Annotated in this window: 20 protein-coding genes; 5 read left to right on the top strand and 15 right to left on the bottom strand. The window is 65.9% G+C overall.

Annotated features, from left to right (window positions below; all coding sequences use genetic code 11):
- Positions 1-36: 36 nt before the first annotated feature.
- From QU44_RS03280 to QU44_RS03255, 6 genes are all read right to left on the bottom strand, one after another.
- Positions 37-660 carry a response regulator transcription factor gene (locus tag QU44_RS03280; RefSeq protein ID WP_033920073.1) on the bottom strand — a complete coding sequence of 208 codons (624 nt, stop codon included), beginning with the start codon at positions 658-660 and terminating at the stop codon, positions 37-39.
- Positions 657-2,126 (bottom strand): PAS domain-containing sensor histidine kinase, encoded by a 1,470-nt coding sequence (locus tag QU44_RS03275; protein ID WP_231621604.1) that lies wholly within the window; start codon positions 2,124-2,126, stop codon positions 657-659. The genes QU44_RS03280 and QU44_RS03275 overlap by 4 nt, the downstream gene beginning before the upstream one ends.
- Positions 2,127-2,627: 501 nt before the next feature.
- The gene (locus QU44_RS03270; RefSeq protein ID WP_197054233.1) at positions 2,628-3,113 is read right to left on the bottom strand and encodes a hypothetical protein; all 486 of its coding nucleotides are present in this window, start codon (positions 3,111-3,113) and stop codon (positions 2,628-2,630) included.
- A gap of 8 nt (positions 3,114-3,121) precedes the next feature.
- The gene (locus QU44_RS03265; RefSeq protein WP_033920071.1) at positions 3,122-3,925 is read right to left on the bottom strand and encodes a universal stress protein; all 804 of its coding nucleotides are present in this window, start codon (positions 3,923-3,925) and stop codon (positions 3,122-3,124) included.
- A 90-nt stretch (positions 3,926-4,015) separates the two neighbouring features.
- Complete coding sequence (gene hemN, locus QU44_RS03260; RefSeq protein ID WP_033920070.1) at positions 4,016-5,329, bottom strand: oxygen-independent coproporphyrinogen III oxidase; 1,314 nt, start codon at positions 5,327-5,329, stop codon at positions 4,016-4,018.
- Between the two features lie 288 nt (positions 5,330-5,617).
- Positions 5,618-6,016, bottom strand: coding sequence for a BLUF domain-containing protein (locus QU44_RS03255; protein WP_033920069.1), 399 nt, complete (start codon positions 6,014-6,016; stop codon positions 5,618-5,620).
- Positions 6,017-6,122: 106 nt separating this feature from the next.
- Here QU44_RS03255 and QU44_RS03250 point away from each other — a divergent pair, with 106 nt between their 5' ends.
- A complete protein-coding gene (locus QU44_RS03250; RefSeq protein ID WP_033920068.1) occupies positions 6,123-7,775 on the top strand; it encodes an NAD(P)/FAD-dependent oxidoreductase in 1,653 nt (550 codons plus the stop codon).
- A 47-nt stretch (positions 7,776-7,822) separates the two neighbouring features.
- Here QU44_RS03250 and QU44_RS03245 read toward each other — a convergent pair whose 3' ends face one another.
- From QU44_RS03245 to QU44_RS03205, 9 genes are all read right to left on the bottom strand, one after another.
- On the bottom strand, positions 7,823-9,517 hold the full coding sequence (locus QU44_RS03245; protein WP_033920067.1) for a hypothetical protein: 1,695 nt from the start codon (positions 9,515-9,517) through the stop codon (positions 7,823-7,825).
- Positions 9,514-11,667 (bottom strand): DUF4175 family protein, encoded by a 2,154-nt coding sequence (locus QU44_RS03240; protein ID WP_033920066.1) that lies wholly within the window; start codon positions 11,665-11,667, stop codon positions 9,514-9,516. The genes QU44_RS03245 and QU44_RS03240 overlap by 4 nt, the downstream gene beginning before the upstream one ends.
- On the bottom strand, positions 11,664-12,791 hold the full coding sequence (locus QU44_RS03235; RefSeq protein WP_033920065.1) for a BatA domain-containing protein: 1,128 nt from the start codon (positions 12,789-12,791) through the stop codon (positions 11,664-11,666). Before QU44_RS03235 ends, QU44_RS03240 begins: the two co-directional genes overlap by 4 nt.
- Positions 12,788-13,675, bottom strand: a complete 888-nt coding sequence (locus QU44_RS03230) for a DUF58 domain-containing protein (protein ID WP_033920064.1) — start codon at positions 13,673-13,675, stop codon at positions 12,788-12,790. The genes QU44_RS03235 and QU44_RS03230 overlap by 4 nt, the downstream gene beginning before the upstream one ends.
- 9 nt (positions 13,676-13,684) lie before the next feature.
- Positions 13,685-14,680, bottom strand: coding sequence for an AAA family ATPase (locus QU44_RS03225; RefSeq protein WP_033920177.1), 996 nt, complete (start codon positions 14,678-14,680; stop codon positions 13,685-13,687).
- 27 nt (positions 14,681-14,707) lie between these two features.
- Positions 14,708-15,469, bottom strand: coding sequence for a DUF4159 domain-containing protein (locus QU44_RS03220; protein WP_231621593.1), 762 nt, complete (start codon positions 15,467-15,469; stop codon positions 14,708-14,710).
- 32 nt (positions 15,470-15,501) lie between these two features.
- Positions 15,502-16,833, bottom strand: coding sequence for a TldD/PmbA family protein (locus QU44_RS03215; protein ID WP_033920063.1), 1,332 nt, complete (start codon positions 16,831-16,833; stop codon positions 15,502-15,504).
- 24 nt (positions 16,834-16,857) lie between these two features.
- Positions 16,858-18,492 carry a TldD/PmbA family protein gene (locus QU44_RS03210; RefSeq protein WP_033920062.1) on the bottom strand — a complete coding sequence of 545 codons (1,635 nt, stop codon included), beginning with the start codon at positions 18,490-18,492 and terminating at the stop codon, positions 16,858-16,860.
- A gap of 220 nt (positions 18,493-18,712) precedes the next feature.
- On the bottom strand, positions 18,713-19,096 hold the full coding sequence (locus tag QU44_RS03205; RefSeq protein ID WP_081987840.1) for a c-type cytochrome: 384 nt from the start codon (positions 19,094-19,096) through the stop codon (positions 18,713-18,715).
- Between the two features lie 168 nt (positions 19,097-19,264).
- Between QU44_RS03205 and adh the strand changes: the two genes are divergently transcribed.
- The 4 genes from adh (at position 19,265) to QU44_RS03185 (ending at position 24,824) form a co-directional block, all read left to right on the top strand.
- Positions 19,265-20,785, top strand: a complete 1,521-nt coding sequence (adh, locus tag QU44_RS03200) for an aldehyde dehydrogenase (protein ID WP_033920175.1) — start codon at positions 19,265-19,267, stop codon at positions 20,783-20,785.
- Positions 20,786-20,918: 133 nt separating this feature from the next.
- Positions 20,919-21,308 carry a DUF779 domain-containing protein gene (locus tag QU44_RS03195; protein ID WP_033920060.1) on the top strand — a complete coding sequence of 130 codons (390 nt, stop codon included), beginning with the start codon at positions 20,919-20,921 and terminating at the stop codon, positions 21,306-21,308.
- Between the two features lie 130 nt (positions 21,309-21,438).
- Complete coding sequence (locus tag QU44_RS03190) at positions 21,439-22,569, top strand: FIST N-terminal domain-containing protein (protein ID WP_052134288.1); 1,131 nt, start codon at positions 21,439-21,441, stop codon at positions 22,567-22,569.
- On the top strand, positions 22,569-24,824 hold the full coding sequence (locus QU44_RS03185) for a hybrid sensor histidine kinase/response regulator (RefSeq protein ID WP_033920059.1): 2,256 nt from the start codon (positions 22,569-22,571) through the stop codon (positions 24,822-24,824). The genes QU44_RS03190 and QU44_RS03185 overlap by 1 nt, the downstream gene beginning before the upstream one ends.
- The last annotated feature ends 22 nt before the right edge of the window (positions 24,825-24,846 follow it).

Below are 24,846 nucleotides of genomic sequence, written 5' to 3'. Positions count from 1 at the left end.
GATGGCTCGGCCATTGGCTCCAATGATATCAGCGTATCAGATTTTGCCGTTTCCCAGTCCGGCGGCGAATGCGATCCGCAGCGCGTCGGACAGGCTTCGCGCGCCAAGCTTGGTCATCACATTGGCGCGGTGGACCTCGACGGTACGCGCCGAAATGCCAAGGTCATAGGCGATCGTCTTGTTCGGATAGCCCTGCGCCAGCCCTTCGAGCACTTCGCGTTCGCGCGCGGTGAGCGCACCCAGCACGACGCCGGCATCGGCGGCGCGCACGATGACGTCGGCCGCCATATCGATCCGATCGAACGCGCGCCCGATCGCATCGAGCAGCACGTCGCTCTCGAACGGCTTTTCGATAAAGTCGACCGCGCCGGCCTTCATCGCCTTCACCGCGATGGTGACGTCGCCATGCCCCGTCAGTATGATCACCGGCATCGCCACGCCGCGTTCGTTCAGCGCCTGCTGCACCTCCAGCCCGTCCATTTCGGGCATGCGGATGTCGAGCAAGATGCAGCCGAGTTCGGCGTGGCGCACTTCCTTCAGGAACGCGGTGCCCGATTCCCACGTGCATGTCGCGAAGCCCGAGGTCTTGAGCATGAAGCTGGCCGAGCGCCGAACGCCGTCTTCATCATCGATGATATGGACCAATCGCTTGTCGCTCATTCCACCGTCTCCTTTTTGAACTGCGCGATCGTGAAGTGGAAAGCGGTGCCGCCGCCTTCGCGTGGCTCCATCCATATCCGGCCGCCATTCGCCTCGACGATCGTCCGGCAGATCGATAGGCCCAAGCCCATTCCCCCCGCCTTGGTAGTGTTGAACGCGCGAAACAGGTTTTCGGCGATGTGGGGGGCAATGCCAGGGCCGGTATCGGCAACCGAGAGGCGGACAAAGCCCGGCGCGTCGACATGGGTCGATACCGTCAACTGGCGAAGCGGCGCGTCGGACATTGCTTCGATCGCATTCCGCATCAGGTTGATCAGCACTTGCTGGATCTGCACCTTATCGACCAGCACGCACGTTGCGCCCGGATCATGCGTGAACGAAGCCGATACGCCGCGTTCGCGCGCGCCGATCAGCGCCAGATGTGCTGCCTCCTCGATCAGCAGCGGCAATTCCTCGACGCTTTTTTCCACATCACCGCGCGCCACGAACTCGCGCAGCCGCCGGACAATATCGCCGGCGCGCATCGCCTCGCGCGATGCGTCCTCCAGCGCTTCCTCGATCATCGGGCGATCTGCCGGATCATTATCGCGGGTCAGGTTGCGGATGCCGCGCATGTAGTTGACGACGGCGGTGATCGGCTGGTTCAGTTCATGCGCCAGGGTGGATGCCATCGTCCCCATCGCGCTGACCCGCGCGGCATGAACCAGGCTGGATCGCAACTCCTCGACCCGTTCCTCCATCTGCTGCCGCTCGGTCAGGTCGCGGATAAAGCCGGTGAAGACGCGCTCGCCATCGGTCACCGCTTCGCCGACCGATAATTCCATTGGAAAGGTGGTGCCGTCGCGCCGCTGGCCGATCACGGTGCGGCCAGTGCCGATGATCCGCCGTTCGCCGGTGTCGAGATAGCGGTTGATATAGCCGTCATGCCGAACCCGGTCGTGCTCGGGCATCAACCGGCTGACATTGGTGCCGGTCACCTGCGCCTCGGTATAGCCGAACAGCCGTTCGGCTGCGGAGCTGAATGACAGGATGTCGCCTGCCTTGTTGATCACGATCATCGCGTCGGGAACGGTCGACAGGATTGAGCGCAGATGGTTGGCGCTGGCGCTTGCCTGATGCTCGCCCGCGCGCTGTTCGGTGACGTCGCGGATCACGGTGCCATAGCCGCGCAGATTGCCGACCTTGTCGTATAGCGGTGTGATCAGCACATGCGCCAGAAACTCGGACCCGTCCTCGCGAACCCGCCAATCTTCCTCGTCTACCTTGCCTTGGCTGCGCGCACGATCGAGGTCGCCGAAAGGCTTGCCCGCCGCGACCGCCTGTTCGGAATAAAATAGCGAGAAATGCCGCCCGACAATGTCTTCGGCGCGCCACCCGTTCAGTCGCCGCGCGCCCTCGTTCCAGATCGATACTCGCCCCATCGGATCGAGCATGTACAGCGCATAGCCGCTGGCACCCTCGATCATCAGGTTCAGCTCGTCGGCTAGTTCATCGACCTGGACCGTCCGGCGGGCGATCCGGTGTGCGATCCAGATGATGCTGGTCGCGGCCACCAGGAAGGTGACCAGCGCCGGGACGCCGGTTTCGCCCGCCGGCCAGCGCATGAAATAGGCAATCACCACGGTAAGCGCGGTCGCGATCAGCGCCGGCAGCGCACCGCCGAGCACGCCGGCGATCAGCACCGCCACGGTGGACAGAATATAGGGCGATGCCCCCGGCAGCCACTGGCTCAGCGCCAGTTGCACGATCGTGGCAATCGCCACGGCGCCAAAGGCGATGCCGTGGTTCAGCAGTTGCGGTCGCAGTGCAGAGATACCGATGCGCCCTATCCCGCCTTTCAAGCCTTCCGACTGACCGGCGCAGGCAAGCCCCGGAGCGGGGAGGGCAATAACAGGACGGCTATGGCATTACCACCGATGTGCTGCCCCCCCCCTTGCCATGCGCGATGCTGTACCGGGGCAGGGGCGTCATTTTGAAAGCGCGTTGAGCAGTTCCAGCCGACCGATCGGCTTGTCGACGATCGCAGCGAAGCCGGCGTGCCGTGCCTCGTCGGCCAGGTCGGTGGTGGGCGATCGGGCGACCAGGATCGCACGGCCCTGCCAGCCCGATTGGCGCAGCGCCGACAGCAGGGCGCGATCGCCGCTATTGAGCACGTCATGCGCCACCAGCAGGACATGCGCGTCGCGCGCGTAGGAATCGGCCAGTGCCGGGGCGAGGGCACCGAAGGACCGCACGGCGAAACGAAAGCCCTGCAGCATCAATTGCAGGCTGCGCCGCACGCTGTCTTCGGGCTCGATGATGAGCGCGCGGCGATCGACGACCGGCTCGGAATCAATCCCGGTCGGCAGGGTGCGGGCACCATTCGCCCTTAGCGGCACCTGCGGGCGATCGGTGGCCGGGGTCCAGGCGTTGCCCGGTTTCACATCGCCCGGTTTCACGTCGATCGCCCGCACCGATGCGCTCAGTGCGCCAGGAACAGCGGCACCGGGCATTCCTTCAGCATGCGCCGGGTGACGCCGCCAAAAGTTGCCTGGAGGAAGCGGCTATGGCCAAAGCCTCCCATCACCAGATAGGCAGCGCCGGTCTCGGTGATCGCTTGCAGGATCGTGGTGCTGGCAACATCGGTCAGCGACGTCTCGCGGCGGATCATCGATTTGATGTCATGGCGCGACAAATAGGTCGCGGCATCGATAGCGGGCAGTTTCAGCGACCCGTCGTCGATCTCCAGGATCGTCACCATGCGCGCGTGTTGCAGCAACGGTACCGCCGCCTGGAGCGCTGCTTCGGATTGGGCTGATCCATCCCAGGCGACCAGCGCACTGCCGAACGCATCGAATTTTTTGGTCGACGCCGGCACCGCGACGATCGGCTTGCGCGTCTTGATCAGCACATCGCCGACCAGATCGAACATGTCGGGATACAGGATGCTGTCCAATTCGCGGTTCAGCACGATCAGGTCGGTCAAGCCCGCCGAATCGAGGATGCACTGGCTTAGAAATCCGCGTTCGTCATGCCAGCTATAGGCCACGTCCTCGGCCTCCAGGCGGGCCTGCATCCGCGTCCGGTTGGCACCTTCGCGTTGTTGTTCGTCGGCCATCATCAGCGCGGTGCCGCCCATGTCGACATAGTCGCCGACGAGAACCGGCAGGATCGAAACGTCGACACAGGTCAGATGCCCACCCAGCGCGCGCGTCAGATCGAGCGCCGACTGAAACCGTGCCTCCTGGCCGGGATCGTCATGCAAGAGCACAAGAACGTTCTTCATCGTCGCCTCCTCGGTTGAATTGGCATCAGGCTATTGGTGCTGGGCAGCTTGCGACATTGTGGATGTTACGGAGAGTGGCGCCGAGCAGCGTCAGACGGCGCGGCTCAGCGGCAGTGTTACCGATCGGCGCGAGTCAAAGGCTGCGGCGACGATCCGGGCGTAGGGCCAACCGATGTCGGTGATCTCGATCCGATCCGTGATCCTGCGAACTACCCCAAGTGCTTCGAGCTGATCGATCGCCGGTTCGCCGTGGCGGGCGATATAGGTCGAGATATCGGCCTCGCCCTGGCACAACAGCCGCTCGATGATCGCACCGCGCAGCCGGTCATCGGCATCGCGCTCGACCCCCCTTACGCCGGTGAGCTGGCCATTGGCCGCGCGCATCCGCCAGCTGCCGACATGTTTCTCATTCTGGACGATCAGGTCGGGAAAGTGGCTGATGGCCGAGGCACCGATCCCGAGCACGACGTCGGCCGGATCATCGGTGAAGCCCTGGAAATTCCGGCGAAGCTCGCCGGTCCTCGCGGCGGCGGACAGGCCATCGCCGTGCCGTGCGAAATGATCGAACCCCACCGGATCATAGCCCGCTTCGGTCAACAGATCGTGCGCCAGCGCGCTTTGCCAAAAGCGCTCCCGCGCCGTGGGCAGCGCGGTGCTGTCGATCATCCGTTGGCGCGGCAACTGGAGCGGCAGATGGGCATAGCCGAACATCGCGATCCGATCGGGCCGCAGCAGCAATGCCTGGGCGATCGTCGCGGCAATGTCGTCGAGGGTCTGGCCGGGCAGGCCGTACATCAGATCGAGATTGATCCGCTCGATCCCGGCGGCGCGCATCGCTGCCGCGCTACGGGCGACCTGGCGAAAGGGTTGAATACGATTGATCCGCGCCTGGATCTGCGGGGCAAAGGTCTGCGCCCCCAGGCTGACCCGGGAGATGCCCGCCGCCGCCAGCCCCTGGGCATAGGATTCGTCCAGATGGCGCGGGTCAAGCTCTGCTGCCCATTCGGCATCGCCGCTGACCGAAAAGCTCGCGCGGATGGCGTGGCAGACCAGCGCGAACAGCCCGGTGGACAGCGCGTTGGGACTGCCGCCGCCGAAATGCACCGCGGTCACCCGTCCGGGGAACCGCCGGCCCACCGTTTCGATCTCGCGGACCAAGGCAGCGACATAGGTTGCCAGCCGCTCCACCTTGCCGATCGCCCCGGTGTTGCAGCCGCAATACCAGCATATTTGATGGCAATAGGGGATGTGGATATAGATCGACGCCGTGGTTTCCGCCGTAAGCGCGGCCAGCGCCGCTGCCTGCTGGCCTGATCCAACCGCCGGCGTGAACGCCATCGCGGTGGGATAGCTGGTGTAGCGCGGCACCGATTGATCGGCGATTTCGGGAAGGAAGACGTGCATGTCAGATGCGCTCCTGATCCGCCTCAAGACGAGTGGGTCGAGCGCGGATCGACAGCGCGTGAAGCCGCAAGGAAGTCGGGCAGCCCCGCGCGCCCTGTGCGTGCTCGCCACGCGGATAGTGGCGTTGGGCAGCGAGTGGCTGCGATAGGTCGATGGCGGCATCCATGTGCGTTCTCCACGATGCCGTTGGCCCGGCAGCCAGACCTTGACTAAAGCGGCTGCGCGCGCATCGGCATTGTGGATTTCCCGTATTCAGCGGCGTTCATCGGCAAGCCGCCCCAACCCCGATCAATCGAGCGTTCGTTTCCGCAATCGGCCAAATGCCGCGCGCAGCATCGCCGGGCTTGCAGCCTCCAGCGCGCCGTCCACAACTTCGGCGGGTGACCAGAACAGCGACGGCGCTTCGTCATCGAGCATCGCCCAGGCCGGAAACATCCGCTCGGACACCTCGTCGCTCAGTAATAGCCGGACATCGCCGTGGCGATCGTCGACTGTGATCCGCGCGTAGAGGGCATCGATCGCCGCCGCCGGTCCCTCGATCAATTGCAGATACAAATCATGGCGGCAGATCAGCGCGCCGGTGATGTCGTCGCGCGGATTGTTGCGCCGGGCCGCCGAAAGGATGCCGGCCAGCATCGCATGATCATAGCCAAAGGGCTGTGATCGATAGATTAGCTGCTTCATCATGCGATGCTCTCCCCAGCCAATGCTGTTTCGGGCAGGCTACGCCAAGAGATCATCCGCGCCTAGAGCCGCACTTTGCTTACGGCGCGGCAGCGCTTAAGGCCGGGCGATGCTGCGCATCACCGAACTCAAGCTGCCGATCCATCATCCCGAGGAAGCACTGGCCACCGCGATCCGCGATCGGCTGCGGGTCACCCCGCGCGACCTGGTCCGCTACACGATCGCGCGCCGGGCGCATGACGCGCGCGACAAGATGGATATCCAGTTCGTCTATTCGGTCGACGTGACGCTGCGCAACGAAGCGCCGGTGCTCGCACGCTGTCGCCGCGATCGGCACGTCAATCCGACCCCTGATACGGGCTATCGCTTTGTCGCCAAGGCACCGGCGGATTATGTCGGGCCGCGCCCGGTAGTAGTCGGGGCGGGGCCGTGCGGATTGTTCGCGGGGCTGATGCTGGCGCAGATGGGGTTTCGCCCGATCATCCTCGATCGCGGCAAGGTGGTGCGCGAACGCACCAAGGATACCTGGGGGCTGTGGCGGCGAAGCGAGCTCAACCCCGAATCGAACGTTCAGTTTGGCGAGGGCGGGGCGGGCACCTTCTCCGATGGCAAATTGTGGAGCCAGATCAAGGATCCGCGCCATCTGGGCCGCAAGGTGCTGACCGAATTCGTCAAGGCGGGGGCACCGCCCGAAATCCTCACCGAAGCACATCCGCATATCGGCACCTTCCGGCTGGTGACGATGGTCGAGAGCATGCGCGCGACCGTCGAGGCGCTGGGCGGCGAATATCGCTTCGGGCACCGCGTTGAGGATGTCGAGATCGAGACCGCTGCCGATGGATCGCGGCGGCTGCGCGGGCTTCGGTTCCAGACCGGCGAGGCGATGGCGGTGGGGCCGGTGGTGCTAGCGGTCGGCCACAGCGCGCGCGATACCTTTTACATGCTGCACGATCGCGGCGTGTTCCTCGAGGCCAAGCCGTTTTCGATCGGGGTGCGGATCGAGCATCCTCAATCATGGATCGACCGTGCGCGCTTCGGGCCGTGCGCCGGACATCCCGATTTGGGGGCGGCGGCGTACAGCCTGTCGCATCACTGCGCCAATGAACGCACCGTCTATAGCTTTTGCATGTGTCCCGGCGGCACCGTGGTCGCCGCGACCTCCGAGCCGGGGCGAGTCGCGACCAACGGCATGAGCCAATATTCACGCAATGAACGCAACGCCAATTCAGGCATTGTCGTCGGCATAGATCCCGCGCGCGACTATCCGGGGCATCCGCTGGCGGGGATCGCGCTCCAGCGGCATTGGGAGGAGCGCGCTTATGTGGCAGGCGGCGGTGATTACAGCGCGCCGGCGCAGAAATTGGGCGATTTCCTCGCCGGCCGGCCTTCGACGGCGCTTGGCAGCGTCATCCCCTCCTATCGCCCCGGTGTGAAGTTGACCGATCTGGCCGAATGCCTGCCCGATTTCGTGGTGACCGCGATGCGCGAGGCGTTGGTTGCGTTCGGGCGCGAAATTCCGGGCTATGACCATCCCGATGCGGTGCTGACCGGGGTCGAGACGCGGACGTCTTCGCCGGTGCGGATCACGCGCGGCGATGATTTTCAGAGCCTCAATACGGCGGGGCTGTACCCGGCGGGCGAGGGGGCGGGCTATGCCGGGGGCATCCTGTCGGCGGCGGTCGATGGGATCAAGGTGGCCGAGGCGGTGGCGCGCGATTTGCAGGCGATCGGGCAGACGAAGGAGGCTGTGGCGAGGGCGTAGGGTTCGCGTTAGCATCGGCCTCAGCACGAACGGAAGAAGTTCTGACGCTAAGCCGCGGAGACTCTTTGCCGTTCGAGCCACCACAGCGGGGCGATCAGCGCCAGCAGCAGCAAGAGCCAGGGCCAGCGTGGGCCGGGAGCCGATCGTTCGGCTGCGTCGGTCGAGGGTGACCCGATCAGCGCCAATGTCCCCTCGCGCCGCTGCGCTGCCGCAAGCGCGGGTGCCGCGTTTGCAGGGTGGACGTAAAGCGCCGTTTCGCGATCCTTGGCATTGCGCACCACATGCCAGCCGGGCTGTTGCGGCCAGAAGGCGGCGCAGTCATTGGCGGCGCGATCAATCAGCAAGCGGCTGACCCCGCCATCGGGTGCGAGCAGCCGGGCATCCTCTGCCAACCCGCACACCGCGCCGCGTCCGCCCGCGCGAACCAGCGCCGACAGGCGCGGCGCGGCGGGTTCGCCTTCACGCGCCAGCGTCGAAAAGATCATGCTCCACAGCGCCGAATATCGCTGAGGCGCGCCGGTGAGCGTGAGGGCATAGCTGTCGGTAACGCTCATCAGCCCGACCCGCCCGCGCCCGCGCGGTGCCCAGGCCGCGATCGCCTCGCCCGCCGAATCGCGCAGCATCGTGACCGCGTTGGCCCCGCCCATGCTGAAGTTGCGGCGTGCAAGCGGCAGCGAATCGGGGGTGTCGTCGAGCCGCACCGGCAGGCTGGCATCGCCGCCCGAAACCGCTAGGCCCAGCGAAGCCCAATCGCGCCGCACCCCGGCGGGCAGCGGGCCGGTGGGACGCAGCAGCAATCCCATCCCGCCCGACAGCGCGGCGACGATCGCATTACGCTCACCGCCGGAGAGGCGCTCCCAGCGGCGATCGTCGATCACCAGCAGATCGGTTCGGGCCAGGGTCGCGCGGTCGATCGCGACGGGCGCATCGCCGGTCTGAAGCCCGGCCCCGAGATCGACGCGCAGCGTAACGTCGATCCCGGCATCCTCGGCAAAGCGGCGCAATTGGCGCACCTCGGCAGAGGGCGCACCGGCGAGGATCAACAGCCGTGGCGGAGTGGGGTCGCGGCTATCGACCGGGATCGCCAGCCGTTCGATAACGCCGCCAGAACGGTTGCGCGCGACCAGCGTGAACAGCGCGGTGCCGGCGACCGGCGCGGTGCCCGAAAGCCTGAATTGGCCGTCGGTGGCGATTGGGACATTTGCGACGCGGGTACCTGCGGGATCGAGCAGATCGGCCGTGCCACCGGCCAAGCCGCTTGCCTGCCCCCCGAACATAAAGCCGGCACCGGGGGCGGTGGGTTCGGGCAAGGTGATCGCGGTGATGCCGGCGGGCTGCGGCGGCGGGGTGAAGCGTAGCGGGTTGGTGATCGCGATCCGGTCGCGCTCGACCAGCCCTAGCCCCAGCAATTCGATCGGCGTGCCGGCGGGAACGTCCGCGATGGCTGCGGCGAAATCGGGGACCGGTTTGGCACCTGGGACGTTGCCCGCTTCGGGCAGGCTGACGACGTTTCCGGTCGGACCCGCCGCCATCGGGCTGGTGACGACGGTGAGCGAACCGCCGCCGATCCGCACGCTCGGCGGGAACAGGAACAGCAGCAACGCCGCCCCCGCCAGCCATTGCAACGCGAGCAGCGGTACCAGCCTGCGCGGCCCAAGCCCGCGACGCACCAGCAGCCAGCTTGCCAGCAGCAGCGATCCGACGATCGCGATCAGGCTCCAGGCAAAGGTGTCGCCGGTCATCGCAGCGCTTCGAGATAACGGCGACCGCTGGGGCGCGGGGTCGCGCGGCGTTTGATCGCGGCGGGAGGGGGCTCGATCGCGCGCCACAGCAACGCGCGCAGCCGATCGCGACACTCACCACAGCCGGGCTCGCCGCGCAGCGTGTCGATCGCCGCGCGCAGCGCCAGCGGGTCGGCGAGCTTGTCGCCATTGGTCCGCACCCAACGATCGAGCGCGCCAAGCCGGAGGGGCGGGCGCTTGCCGGGGATGTCGGCGAGCCCGCGCCAGGCGTCTGAGAGGGCGGTGTCGGGGTTGGGTGGCTCGGCTTGCGGCAGCCGCCGCGCGACGATGCCCTCACGATCACCCGACAGCCGCCGGGTCAGGTCGATCGGCGGCAGTTCCGCACCGACGCGGGGCAAGAATATCCGCGTCGCCTGCTGCGCTTCCTTGAGCAAGGCGAGTGCGCGGTTGGCGTGAGGCAGTGCCGCTCGCGGGTCGCCCTGGCGTAACTCGCGCTCGGACGACCACATCGCGTCGAGTGCCTGTGCGAGCGTGCTCCGCGTCCCCGGATCGTAGAGCGTCGAGGCGTCGCTATCGTCATGGACATGGCCGAAACTGCGCGCGGCATCGAAATCGCCGCCGGGCGCGCCATGATCGTGTCCGTCACCTTCCGAATGGCCGTCGCCCAGCGTCGGGTCTTGCCGGTCTTGCGCTGCGGCGGGTGGCGTGTCGTTGGTTGGCAGCGCCGGCTCGTCGTTGGTGGGCAGCGCGATGCCGCCGCCCGATCCTGCACCCTCTGCCTCCTCCCCGACGAACTGGCCATAGCGAAGCCGCAGGATCGCCTGATCTTCGCCAAGCGCGTTCGATCGCGTCGCAAAGGCATCAGCCCCCAGCCGGGCGCGATCGCGGATCAAGGCTTCGGCGTCGATGATGATCTGGCGCTGGCTGCGGAAATAGGCGGGCATGACGGGTTGTGCCATGCCGTTCAGGCCGTCGGCCAGCCCCAGATCGGTGGGCCAGCGCAGGATCACGCTCGGCCCCTCGACTCGCTGCGAGGCGGGCGAGCGATTGTCGGTGACGATGAGTTGCGCGATCAGGTCGCCGCCGGGGGCGAGGCCTTCGCGCGCGATGTCGAGCGTCGCGGTAAAGCGCCGGCGGCGCGATGGGCCGCTGCCCGCCAGCATAATCGTCCGCTGGGTGAAGCTGATGTTTTCCCCTTCGCCTGCGGTGACGGTGATCCGCAGCGTCGCGCCAGCCGCAACGCCGTAATCGTCGCTCGCCTCGAACACCGGGGTCCAGCGGCGCTGGCCGGCGGTGACGGTGGCGAGTTGTTCGGACGGGGTGATCGCGCGGATGGTGGGGGGCGTGTCGGCGATGGTTTCGATGCGGTGGAGGCGTTGGCGGGGAAGGGCGGTTGCTTCGATCCGGTATAGCGCTGGGCGGGTGGCGGTGTGGGCGGCGGTCCAGCGCGCGCCGTTTCGGGTCAGCGGGACGGCTTGGCTGCCGGGGAAGGCGATCGTCGCTGCGGCTGGGTGCGGCGAGAAGGCTAGCGACCAGGTGATCCGTGATCCTGCGGGAATTTGCGCGTCGAGGCTGGCCTGCTCGCGCGCGGGCAGGCCGGTATAGGCTGGCGGCGTGATCCCTATGCTGGCGGCGACCAGGCGGGGTGGGCCTGCGACGGGGGCAGGCGTTGCGGTCGGCTGCGGGGCGATAGGGTTAAGCGGATCGGGCCAGAGCCATGCCGCGAGCGCCAGCACGATAGCAGCGATCCACGCCGCCAGGATCGCGCGTTGTGACCAGGGCGGGCGCAGGTCGAGCGGTTGCGCGGCATCGATCCGCGCCTCGATCCGGCGGCGTTGTAGCTCTGCCAGACCGGCCAGCTTGGCGCCGGGCGCGAATAGTAGGGCGCTGCTGTCTTCGAACGCGGGAACCTCAGCATCGAGCCGGGACACCAGCCAAGCGCGGTCGAAGCGCTGGCCCCGCCGCCATGCCACCAACGCCAGCACGGCCGCACCGATGAGCGACAGCGCGATAGCAACCGTGCCGCCGCCTAGCCGCCAACCGATCGCCGCCGCGCCGAGGGTCAGCGGCAGCGCCACCGCGACGCTGTCGAGCAGCACCCGCATCTTTGCCGCGCGGCGGTGCCGGTCGAGGATCGGGCGTTCGATCATGCGATTTCCCGGCGCTGGCGGGTCGCGAGCAGGCGCTCGATCGCGAAGACCAATGCGATTGCCAGCGCCAGCCAGGGTGCCAGGTCGAGCGGCGGTTGCGGCCAGGCGGGGGCACCCGTTAGCGGCGCATGATCGGCGGCAGCCGCGCGCGCGGGCGGTGGGGCGGGGTAGAGCAGATCGGCGAGGCGATCGGGAAAGGTCGCGTCGAGCAGGATCGGCATCGCAGCAGGGTCGATAGCGCGTGTCAGGCGAAGCACGCGGCCCTTGCCGTGGCGCTGTTCGGTCGCCAGCGGCTGGCCTTCGGCGTCGCGCCAGACGGTGCGTGGGGCGTCGTCGAGCGCGAGCAAGGTGTCGCTTGTCACCAGCACGGTCGCGCCATTGACGACTCGATCGAGGATCGGGGCGGGAAGCTCGCCGCTATCGAACCAGATGATGTGGCGGGCCGTCGATGCCAAGGGTTGCTCCAATCCTCCGACATCCGGCGCGCGATCGGGCGGTGCCAGCGCAGTGGCGGCGGCGCGGAAATAGCGGACAGCGCCGCGCATCGAAGCGGCGTGGCGGATCGCGATCGGCGGCGGCACTGTTGGCGTGGCAGCGAGCATCGGCGCATCGACCACGCGCCAGGTGACTTCGCGCGACAATCGCGGGCGCTCGGCATCGAGGCCGTCGAGCACTGGCGGGACGATCACGGTCAGCGGCACCCCGGGGGCCAGCGCGGCATCAAGCCTGCGGATCAGCGTGGCGGGGCGATCGGGGCGCGGCGGCGAAGCACCGGCGACCGAGGGAAAGCCCGGCGCGAGCCATACCCCGCGCACGTCGTCGCCGATTGCCGGTGCCGCCACTCCCGGAAACACCGCAACGACCGCGCGGCGATCCTCGGCACCCCAAAGGATCGGCCCCGCCAGCAGGATCGCGACCAGCGCCAGCAATAGAATCCGCACCGCCAGCAGCAGCCATTCGTCGAGCCGCAAGCGCTGCCGAGGGCGCGGTCTCGCGTCGAGCCAGCGCAGCGCGGCGAAATCGACCGGACGCATCTCGGTTCGCCGCGCCAGATGGATCGCGATCGGCAGCAGGATCGCCGCCAGCGCCAACAGGCCGAGCGGGGTGAGCAGCGCCGGTGTCATCGGCGGGCGCGCCGATCGAAGAGCGCCGCGATTGGTTCGTCGGCAGGCCGGTCGACGTAGCTTTCGGTGTGGCGGACTCCTGCGGCTTCGAGCCGTGCTTCCTTCGCGGCACGTGCGGCGGCGAAGCGTGTCAGATACTGCTCGCGCAATGCCGGACCGTCGCCGATCACGCTGGCACCGCTTTCGGCGTCGGTGAAGCGATAGCCACTGTCGAAGGGGAAATCGCGCTCGTCGGCGGTGAACAGCCGGATCGTACATAGGTCGCGGCCCGACGCGGCGAGCGCCTCGATCGTGGCGATGCAGGCTTCGTCGAAGCCGTCGGTCAGCACGATCGCGACATCGTCGCGGCCGATGCGCTCGCCCAGCCGCTGGCGCGCGCCTTCCCAGTCGGCGACACCCGTGGCGGCAAGCGGCGCGAGCGCGAGATGCAGCCGGTCGCGGTGGCGCGGGCCGCTGCCGGGGGCGACGACGATCGGTGCGCCGCCGCCTTCGACGATCAGCCCGAACCGATCGCCCTGCGCCAGCGCGACGGCGGCGATCGCGGCGGCGAGGCGGCGGGCGGCGTCGAAGCGCGACCAGCCGGGGGTGGCAAGATCGGCCTGCGCCATCGACGCGCTGGCATCGAGGATGATCCATACCGCGAGCGGGCTTTCGCGCTCGGCATCGCGCACGAAGAAGCGGTCGGAGCGGGCGTAGAGCTTCCAGTCGATCGAGCGTAGTTCGTCGCCGCGCTCGTACGGGCGGTATTGCGCGAACTCCATCCCGGTGCCGCGATTGCGGCTGGCATGGATGCCGACGCCGCCGAGACCCGATCGCCCGCGCGGCACGATCGCCAGCCGCGCCAGTCGGCGGCGAACGTCGTGCGGGAGATCGAGCGGCGACACGGTGTCGGGTCAGGCGGGTGCTGGGATCGCGGCGAGCAGATCGGCGATGACGTCGTCGGGCGAGCGGCGCTCGGCCTCGGCAGCAAAGGACAGCAGGATGCGGTGGCGAAGCACCGGCGCGACCAAGGCGGCGATGTCCTCGCGCGTCGCCGCCAGCCGCCCTTCGAGCATCGCGCGCGCCTTGGCGGCGAGGATCAGCGCCTGCCCCGCGCGCGGGCCTGCACCCCAGCGGACATAGTGGTTGATCGCGGCGGGCGCGGTGGGGCCGGGGCGCGTGGCGCGCACCAACGCCGTCACCCAGCCGAGCAGCGCCTCGCTGACATGCACCTGGCGCACCCATTGCTGGATCTGGACGATGTCGGCGGCGTGCATCACCGCCTGAACGCGCGTGCCCGCTGCGCCGGTGGTGTGGGTGATGATCGCGCGTTCTTCGGCCTCGGTCGGATAATCGACGCGGATGTTGAGCAGGAAGCGGTCGAGCTGCGCTTCGGGTAGCGGATAGGTGCCCGCCTGTTCGATCGGGTTTTGCGTCGCCAGCACGAAAAAGGGTTCGGACAGGCGGTGAGTAACGCCGGCATAGCTGACGCTGTGTTCCTGCATCGCTTCTAGCAGCGCCGCCTGCGTCTTGGGCGGGGTGCGGTTGAGCTCGTCCGCCAGGAACAAATTGGTGAAGACCGGGCCTTTCTGGAAGCGGAAATGGCGATGGCCGGTGCCGTGATCCTCTTCGAGCAATTCGGTGCCCAAAATGTCGCTTGGCATCAGATCGGGGGTGAACTGAACGCGGCGAAATTCGAGCGACAATGCGTCGCCCAGGGTGCGGACGAGCAGCGTCTTGCCCAGCCCCGGCACCCCTTCGATCAGGCAATGGCCGCCCGCGAACAGCCCGATCAGCAATTGTTCGACGACGTCGCGCTGGCCGATGATCGCGCGGCCGATTTCGACGCGCAGCCGCGCGATCGATTCCATCCGGGCGGCTAGATCGGCTTCGCTGGGGGTGTCGGTCATCATGGCTCCGGGTGCGGGCAAGGGGGGTCAGACGGTCAGCGCGTAGATGATGATATTGACCGCGAATTTGGTGTTATCTTCGGCCAGGAAGCGCTTGTTTCGCCAGTCATAATCCCATTCGCAACCATAATCCTTGTTGCTGTAGAGAATGCCCAGCCGGCGGTTGACCGTATAGCCCCGCAGATAGTCATGGATGAGGTCGTCACCCCAGCCGTTCAGCTCGAAACTGGTGGCTGGCGGCCCGTCGAATTTGAAGAAGCTCGAATAGATCGGGTGGGTGTTGGGGAGCTTCTTCAGCGGGTCGGCACCGAAGAGCTTCGCCATCTGGCGCTCGAACGACTTGGCGAACAGGCCGTCGATGTCGTGGTTGCAGTCATCGACGAAGACGAAGCCGCCATTTTCGACATAGGCCTTGAAATTGGCGGCTTCGGCGGTGCTGAAATCGACCAGTTTGTGGCCGGCCAGATAGCAAAAGGGCGCGCGCAGCATCGCCGGATCGGACAGGCGGACCACGCGCTCCCGCGGGTCGATCCGAAGATTGGTATAATCGACCAGCGAGGTGAGTATGTTCGCCGGCATCCGCTGATCGACGTCCCAGTCGCCTGAGTCATAGCGAAGGCGCGTAAACCAGAAGTCGTATTCGGGTGCGGCGGTGGCGACCGAGGGCAGCGCGGCGGCGATCGCGCCGCCGACCGCGCCGCGTCCAAGCAGGCGGATGAGTTGCGCGCGGGTCATGCCCTTGTCACCCCGGAAAAAGGCCGGGGCGACGAAGAAGGCCGGGTGCGGCACGAACGGACAAGATCGACGGCCGCACCCCGATCCTACACCGCGTCCGACAGCGAGGTGAAGGTGAAGTCGCGCAGTCGCATTGCCGGGATCATCATCTGCAACCCGCCCTCGCTGGTCACCCGCACAGGGCGGCCCAGTTCGTCGATATTGTTGAGCATGATGATCGGTGATTCGTTGAAGCGGAAATTCTTCAGCGGATATTTGATCTGGCCATTCTCGATATAAAAGGTGCCATCGCGGGTCAGGCCGGTGAGCAGCACCGTCTGGGGATCGACCATGCGAATATACCAGGTGCGGGTGACCAGCACCCCGCGTTCGGTCTCGCGCACCAGGTCAGAGGTCGATTTGGTGCCGCCAGCCATGATGAGGTTGCCGGGCGAGCCGGTGGGCTGTTTTCCCTGTTTCTGTGCCCAGAAACGCGAATAGATCATGTTGGTGACCCCGCCATTTTCGACCAGCGACTGGCGCGTGCGGGGCAGGCCTTCATCGTCCCACGGCATCGTAGCAAGTCCGGGATAGGCGGGATCGGAGAACAGGTTGACGCGGCTGTCATACACCTGCTCGCCGATCTTGTTGCCGCCACCCGCTTTGGACAGGAAACTGCGGCCCTCATCGGCCTGTCGCGCATCGAAAAAGCGCGCCATGAAGCCGATCAGCCCGGCGGCTGCCGCCGGTTCGAGGATGACGGTGTATTTTCCCGGCTCGAGCGCCTGCGCCTCGACCGAGGCGCTGGCCTTTCGCATCGCGATGTCGACGTCGCGCGCGGCGTTGAAGCTGCCAATGTCCTGCAGATTGCTGCCGACCCAGCCGGAACCGCGCCCGTCCTCGGTCCGCACGGTGCAGGTGTAATCCATCTGGGTCGCGCGTTGATAGCCGAAATTGCCGTTGGAATTGGCAAAGGCGACGAAGCTCTGGCTGTCCTCCAGAAAGCCTGCCGCGATCAGCCTTTGCGCGCGGCACGGCTGGATCGACGCGCGGGCGATTTCGGCGCGCTGGTCGGGGGTGATCGCCGCCGTTGCCGCGCTGAAGGTATCGGTGGCGCGATAGCTTTGCTTGGCCACGGCGGGCACGAATTCGGGGCTTTCGGGCGCAAGCTTTGCCAGCGCTTCGGCGCGTTCGACGACGCGGGCGAGTGCTGCATCCGAAAACTCGTTGATCGTCGCGGTGCCGACGCGCCGGCCGAACGCCACCTGCACCGACAGATCAGTGTTGCTGATGATCCCGCTGGTCGAGACGTTATTGAGCGCGAACCGGATATTACCCTCGACCGATCCGGTCAGTTGCGCGGTGCATTGATCGGCGGTCGCCAGCGCGATCACCTTGTCGAGGATCGTTTTTGCCTCGGCCTCAGTCATGATTGCCATTGTCGTGTTCTCCCCGCGTACCGTTCAACCGAGCGAGCGCGCGGTGTTGATGACGTTGATCCCGTCGAAGCGGGTCGTCGCCGAACCGTGGCTGACCGCCGACACCTGGCTCGGCTGACCCTTGCCGTCGAAGAACGATCCGAACAGACGGTAGTCGCTCTCGTCGCAGATCCCCGAGCACGCCGCCCAGAATTCGGGGGTGCGCATCTGATAGGCGACATCCTCGATCGGCTGGGTGATCTTGCCGTTCTTGATTTCGTAGAACAGCGTGCCGCCGAACTGCGCGTTATAGCGCTGCTGGTCGATCGAGAACGAGCCGCGCCCCAGGATGTAGATGCCGTTATCGACCCCGGCGATCATGTCGTTCAGGCTGAGCTTGGCCTTGCCGGGTTGCAGCGAGACGTTGGGCATCCGCTGGAACTGCACCGTCGACCAGCTATCGGCATAGGAGCAGCCATCGGATTCGGTCTTGCCCAGGATATGCGCCTGATCGCGGGTCGCCTGGTAATCGACCAGACGACCATCCTGGATCAGCGGCCAGCGCTTGGTCTTGATGCCTTCATCGTCATAGCCGACCGCGCCCAGGCTGCCCGGCTGCATCTTGTCGGCGACGATGTTGACGATGTCGCTGCCATATTTGAACCGCTCCTTGCGCTTGTCGAGCGTTGCGAAGCTGGTGCCGGCATAATTGGCTTCATAGCCGAGCACGCGATCGAGCTCGAGCGGATGGCCAACCGATTCATGGATGGTGAGCCCCAGATGGTTGGGATCGAGCACCAGGTCATAGCGGCCTGGCTTGACCGAGGGTGCTTTTAGTTTCTCCTGCGCCTGGCGCGCCGCCGCCACGGCGTCTTCGCGCATATCATAGGATTTGTTGTAGCTGATGACGCCGTTGGGCGAGGCGACCTTGTCGGCGGCGTTGCCCGCGAGATACTCATAGCCAAGCCCCATCGGGGCCGACAGACCCTCGCGCGATCGGAACTTGCCCGTCGCCTTGTCGATCGCGGTGACGGTGAACGGTGCCCAGATGCGGTGGACGTCCTGATCGATATACGACCCGTCCGAGCTGGCGAAATATTTCTGTTCGTTGACCAGGAACAACTGCGAATTGACGAAGCTGGCCCCCGCGCTCATCGCGGCGGCGTTGACGCCCAGCAGCAGGTCGACCTTTTCCTTGAGCGGCACTTCCATCGCGTTGCGCTGGATCGGGGTGCGCCACGAAACTTCGCCAACGCCCTTTGCGGGGGCGAGCTGGACCGGGGCGGTCTGGCTCTTGGCATTGGCGCGCGCGATCGCGATGGCAAGGCGGGTGGCCTCGGTCACCGCCTCGGGCGTCATCGTGTTGGTGGCGGCGAAGCCCCAGGCTCCGTCGGCGATGACGCGGACGCCGACGCCCGACGACTCGGTATTGACGACATTCTGCACATTGGCTTCGCGCGTCAGCACGAACTGGCGCAGATACCGCCCGACACGGACGTCGCAATAGCTGGCTCCGCCCTGCGACGCCGCTGACAGCCCGGCATCGGCGAGTCGGCGCTTTACCGCGGCTTCGATCGGATCGACGAGTTGTTCGGCTGCGATCGCTTGCCCGGCAAAGCCCGGCAGCAGCATGCCGCCGGCCCCAATGCCGCAAGCGGCAAGAAAATGACGTCTATCCACGGCGTATCTCCACCCCCGATGCGAATACCCGCCTGTGCTTGAACGCTATGGTTTCGATTTGGCGCAGGCGACTGGAATGGGTGCAGCATCGCCGCAGCTTCGTGATCCGTCAAATACCGATCGCAAAAATGATTGGATTCATTGCCGATTGCTGGTGCGCTATCGGCAGTCGGCCAGGTGGGGCAGCGGCCGAAGCGCCGCCGGCACCGGGCAATGGCGGTTATTTCAGGGTCTGGAGATACCCGATCAGGGCGGCGCGCTTGGCGGGGTCCTTCATGCCGGGATAGGACATTTTGGTGCCGGCTGCATATAGCCGCGGGTTTTCCAGATATTTGTCCAGATCAGCGGGCGTCCACGCCCCCTTTTTGCCCTGGAGCGCGGGCGAATAGGTGTAGCCGGCCACGCTGGCGATCTTTCGCCCCACCACCTTGTGCAGCGTCGGCCCCAGCCGTGCGGTATTCGGGGTGATGGCATGGCAGGCGGCGCACGGGGCGAAGGCCGATTTGCCGGGATTGGCGACGGGGGCTTTCGCTGGCGTCTGTGCGTTTGCGGCTCCCGCCAGCACGAAGCTCGCGGCGAGCGCTGCCACCATTGTGTTTCGCATCCTCAACTCCCGTCTTCACAGCATTTTGCGGGCTGATCTTTCCGGTGAGCGCGGGGGGTGTGCAATAGCGCCTTGGTACAATGGCGGTGCCCGGCGGCTGGCAGGATAATGACGGTCGGTTCGGGGCAATCTGCGCGCCCCGCTGGAAAAAAGATACAGGAGGCCAGGATGCTGCAACATGCACTCGACAAGCTGAAGGGCGACATTGCGCTTCGGCCGCGCTACGACAATTTCATCGGCGGCAATTGGGTGGCCCCGGTGCGTGGCCAGTATTTCGACAATCCATCGCCGATCACCGGCAAAACCGTCTGCCAGGTCGCGCGCGGCACGGCCGAAGACATCGAACTGGCGCTCGACGCCGCGCATGCGGCCAAGGACGCCTGGGGCCGCGCCAGCTATGCTGAACGCTCGCTGGTGCTCAATCGCATCGCCGACCGGATGGAACGGCATCTCGACCGGCTGGCGCTGGCTGAGACGATCGACAACGGCAAGCCGATCCGCGAAACCACTGCCGCCGATCTGCCGTTGGCGATCGATCATTTCCGCTATTTCGCCGGCTGTCTTCGTGCGCAGGAAGGCGGCATTTCGCAAATCGACAACGACACTGTCGCCTATCATTTCCACGAGCCGCTGGGCGTTGTCGGCCAGATTATTCCGTGGAACTTCCCGCTGCTGATGGCGGTGTGGAAGCTTGCCCCGGCGCTGGCAGCGGGCAATTGCGTGGTGCTCAAGCCCGCTGAGCAGACGCCGATGTCGATCATGGCGCTGGTCGACCTGATCGGCGATCTGCTGCCCGATGGCGTGCTGAACATCGTCAACGGATTCGGGATCGAGGCGGGCAAGCCGCTGGCGCAATCGCCGCGCATCTCGAAGATCGCGTTTACCGGCGAAACCACCACCGGCCGGTTGATCATGCAATATGCGACCGAAAATCTGATCCCTGTCACGCTCGAACTCGGCGGCAAATCACCCAACGTCTTCTTCGCCGATGTGATGGACGAGGATGATGATTTCTTCGACAAGGCGCTCGAAGGCTTTTCGATGTTCGCGCTGAACCAGGGTGAGGTCTGCACCTGTCCCAGCCGCGCGTTGATCCATGAATCGATCTATGACCGGTTCATGGAGCGGGCGCTTGCCCGGGTGGCCAAGATCACGATGGGCAGCCCGCTTGATCCTGCAACGATGGTCGGCGCGCAGGCATCGAACGATCAGCTCGAAAAAATCCTGTCCTATATGGACATCGGCAAGGCCGAAGGGGCCAAGATCCTGACCGGCGGCGAACGCGCGATGCTCGAGGGTGAGCTGGCCGGTGGCTATTACGTCAAGCCGACGATCCTGGAGGGGCATAACAAGATGCGCGTTTTCCAGGAGGAGATTTTCGGCCCCGTGCTGTCGGTCACCACCTTCAAGGACGAAGCCGACGCGCTCGCGATCGCCAACGACACGCTGTACGGTCTTGGGGCCGGTGTCTGGAGCCGCAACGGCAACACCGCCTATCGCATGGGGCGCGGCATCCAGGCGGGGCGGGTGTGGACCAATTGCTACCACCTCTATCCCGCCCATGCGGCATTTGGCGGCTACAAACAGTCGGGCATCGGCCGCGAAAACCATCGCATGATGCTGGACCACTATCAGCAGACCAAGAATCTGCTGGTCAGCTATAGCCCCAAGGCACTGGGGTTCTTCTGACCGACGCGCGCCGATACTCTCCCGGCAGACGTCGTGGACAGGCGGGGGCTGGAGCCGCCGCCTGTCCGTTCGGCTTGGGCCGATCGGCGGGGTTGGTTGTTGCGGGGAGAGCCAGTGCGGGGAGGATAGGGCGATGACGGCACCCCTGCGTATTCTTGTCACCGATGCCGCGGTCGCGGTGATGCGCGAACTGACGGCGGCGCATGGCGCGCTGATGTTCCATCAATCGGGTGGCTGCTGCGACGGATCGGCACCGATGTGCTACCCCGCCGGCGAGTTTCGCACTGGCGGCCAGGATGTCCTGCTCGGCACGGTCGGAGACGATATTCCGGTGTGGATCGGCGCGGCGCAGTTCGCCTATTGGCGACACACCCAGGTTACGATCGACGTCGTTGACGGACGCGGTGCCGGTTTTTCGCTCGAGGGGCCAACCGGCAAACGCTTCATCATCCGCAGCCGGGTCTTCACCGACGACGAGGTCGATGCGCTCGACGCGCAGGGCGAGCCCCGGCGTGGCGGCTGACCGCATGCGGCCGCGCAAACGAGTGACGCGCGTGGCGGCAACTGGCATGGTTGGCGACATGGTCGATGCCGCCGCCCTTTCTGACCCAGCCCGCCATTCTGACGCAGCCTCGCTATCGGATACCGCTCCAATGCCGGTAGTCCGCTCGGCCTGGACCAGCGATCCCGATCCTGACGCGGCGGCGCAGGCGATCTTCGCGGCGCTGGACCCGCAATCGCTGGCCGGCGTCATTCTGTTCTGTTCCAGCCGCTATCCGGTCGAGCCGCTGGCGCAGGCGATCCTGCAACGCTGCGACGGGGTGACGGTGATAGGCTGCACCTCTTCGGGCGAAATCACCGCCGACGGCTTTGTCGAGGGTTCGATCGTGGCGATCGGCTTCCCGGCCAGTGACTTCAGCTTGTGCGCAACTCGCTTCGATGCGCTCGACGATCTGGAAGCATCCCAGGCGCAGGCAGCGGTGCGATCGTTGGTCGCCAGCGCGGCCGAGGGTTCACGCCAATTCGGCGATGACGTTCATCACGCGGCGATCTTCCTGGTGGATGGGTTGTCGCACCGCGAAGAAATGCTGACGGTGACGCTGCAAGACGCATTGGGGCCGATCCCGTTGATCGGCGGATCGTCGGGCGACGGTTTTGCGTTTCGCGAGACGTTCGTGCTCGATTCGGACGGTTTCCATTGTGATGCTGCGCTGGTGGCGATCCTATCGACCCGCCGGCGGCTGCACGTCTTTCGGTCGCAGCCCTATCTGCCGGGCAGCATCAAGATGGTGATCACCGGTGCCGATCCGGTGGCGCGCATCGTGCATGAGATCAACGCCGAACCCGCCGCCGACGAATATGCGCGGCTCGCCGGCGTGCGGCGCAGCGACCTGGGGCCGCAGATATTCGCATCGCGCCCGCCAATGGTGCGTGCCGGCGGCGAACATTATGTCCGGTCGATCCAGTCGGCGAATGATGATGGCAGCCTGACCTTTTACTGCGCGATCGATGAGGGGCTGGTGCTGACGCTGGGGGCCGCGACGAACATCGTCGGCGACATGCAGGCTTTGTTCACCGACCTGCAACACGCCGTCGGCGGCATCGATCAGATATTGGGATTTAACTGTGTCTTGAACCAGGTCGAAATCGAACAGCAGCAGCTATCGCGGCAGGTGGCGCAATTGATGATCGTCAACCGGGTGGTGGGCTTCAACAGCTATGGCGAGCAGTTTCACGCGCTGCACGTCAACCAGACCTTTTCGGGCCTGGCGATCGGCCAGTAATGGCAAGCGCAGCCGAACTGATCGACCCTGCCGAAGCGCGAATTGCCGCGCTGGAGGCAGAGGTGACCAAGCTTCGGCGGATCAACGCGGTGCTGATGAACCGCGTCGAGCGATCGATGGACTTGCAGGGCAATGCCTTCTCGCTGTTTGAAACCGCGATCACGCTGGAAGGCAAGGTGCAGGAGCGCACCCGCGACCTTGAACATGCGCTCGACGCGCTCGCCTCGACCAATGGCGAACTGATCACCGCACGCGATGCGGCGCGCGACGCGCAGCGCCGGCTGGCCGATGCGATCGAAAGCATCAACGAGGGCTTTGCGATCTTCGATGCCGAGGACCGGCTGGTGCTGTGCAACCAGACTTATCTCAGCTTCTGGCCCAAGCTGGTCGATCGAATCACGCCGGGCATCAAGTTCGCCGATCTGGCGCGGATGGTGGGGGAGGGGACGGCGCTTGGTGCGATCATCTCGCCCGATCGCTGGATTTCGGAGCGGCTGGCACAGCATTCGGTCGCCGATGGCAGCCATGTCCACGCCCTTGCCGACGGCCGCTGGATCCAGATCAACGAACTGCGGACCAGCGAAGGCGGGATCGTCGGCGTCTATACCGACATCACCGAGGTAAAGGCATCCGACGCCCGCGAACGTGCCCGCGAACAGGCGCAGAAATCGCTGATCCTGCAGGCGACCCTCGACAATATCCGATTGGGAGTGTGCGTGTATGACACCGATCGGCGGCTGACGGCGTGGAACCACCCGCTGCTGGTGGTGATCGGCCTGCCCGATGACGCGATCCCTGGCATCGCCACCCATGCGGGGCTGGTCGCCACCTGCACCGCGCTGAACGGGCCGATGGAGCCGGAGCAGCCGCTTGGCTGGCTGCCGCAGGGTGCGGTCGACGTCGTCAGCCAGCGCCGCCACGCCAGCGGCCGGCTGATCGAAGTGCGCCGATCGTCGCTTGCCGATGGCGGCATGGTGATGTCGTTCGAGGACATTACCGAACGATCGCGGCGCGAAGAAGTGCGGTGGCAGGCGAACCAGACGCTCGAGCGCCGGGTGGAGGAGCGCACCGCCGACATCGCGGCGGTGAATGTCGAGCTGCAGCAACAGATCGCCGAGCGACAGGCAGTCGAGGAAGCATTGCGCGAAGCCAAGACTGCGGCTGAAGAGGCCAATCTGTCGAAAACGCGGTTCCTGGCCGCCGCCAGCCATGATTTGCTGCAACCGCTGAACGCTGCGCGGCTGTTTGCTTCGGCATTGTCCGAACGCCGATTGGCACCGACGACCCACATCCTGGTCCGCCAGGTCGAATCGGCGCTCGATTCGGTCGAAGACCTGCTCGAGGCGCTGCTCGAAATTTCAAAGCTGGACGCCGGTGCGATCCGCCCCAATGTGATCGATTTCGGCCTGGCCGAAACGATGCGGAGCATGGCCGCCGAGTTTCAACCGCTGGCCGACGAACGCGGCCTGACGCTCACCTTCGACGATTGCGATGCCTGGATCACCTCCGATCCCCGCCTGCTGCGACGGATCGTCCAGAATTTCATCTCGAATGCGCTGCGCTACACCGACAACGGGCATGTCGCGGTTCGCTGCTATGACGAAGGGTCGGTGCTGCGGATCGCGGTCGAGGATAGCGGCCCTGGCATTGCCCCGGCGTTCCACCGCGAGATATTCACCGAATTTCGGCGGCTCGACCATGACACCCCTTCACGCGGGATCGGCCTGGGGCTGGCCATCGTCGAACGCGCCAGCCGAATGCTGGGGCATCGCCTGCAACTGGTATCGTCGCCGGGGGCCGGGTCGATCTTTTCGGTGCTGGTGCCACGCGCCGCCAGCCGGGTGACCCACGCCAAGGTGCCGGTGCAGCGCGTGCGCGGCGGGCTGGCGGGGCGCAACATCTTGGTCATCGACAATGAAGCGACGATCCTGCTGGGGATGCAGGCTATTTTATCCGGCTGGGGCTGCACGCCGATTTGCGTGCCCGACCGCGCACAGGCGATCGCCGCCTTTGGCCAAGCCGATCGTCCGATCGATGCGATCGTCGCCGATTATCACCTCGATCAGGGCGATACCGGGGCCGAAGCGGTGCAGGCGATGTTCGCCGCGGCGGCGCGCTGTGTACCGACGATCATCATCACCGCCGATCGCGCGCCCGAATTGAAGGACCGGCTGACCGCGCAGGGGTTTCACTGCCTCACCAAACCGGTGAAGCCGGCGCAGTTGCGCGCGCTGCTGAGCCAGTTGGTGCGCTGAAACAGGCCCGGCGGCGGCGCGG

The sequence above is a fragment of the Sphingomonas sp. 37zxx genome (assembly GCF_000786205.1).
Lineage (GTDB): Bacteria > Pseudomonadota > Alphaproteobacteria > Sphingomonadales > Sphingomonadaceae > Sphingomonas.
Note: the sequence above shows the minus strand (reverse complement) of the source record. Positions and strands in the feature narration are given on the sequence as shown.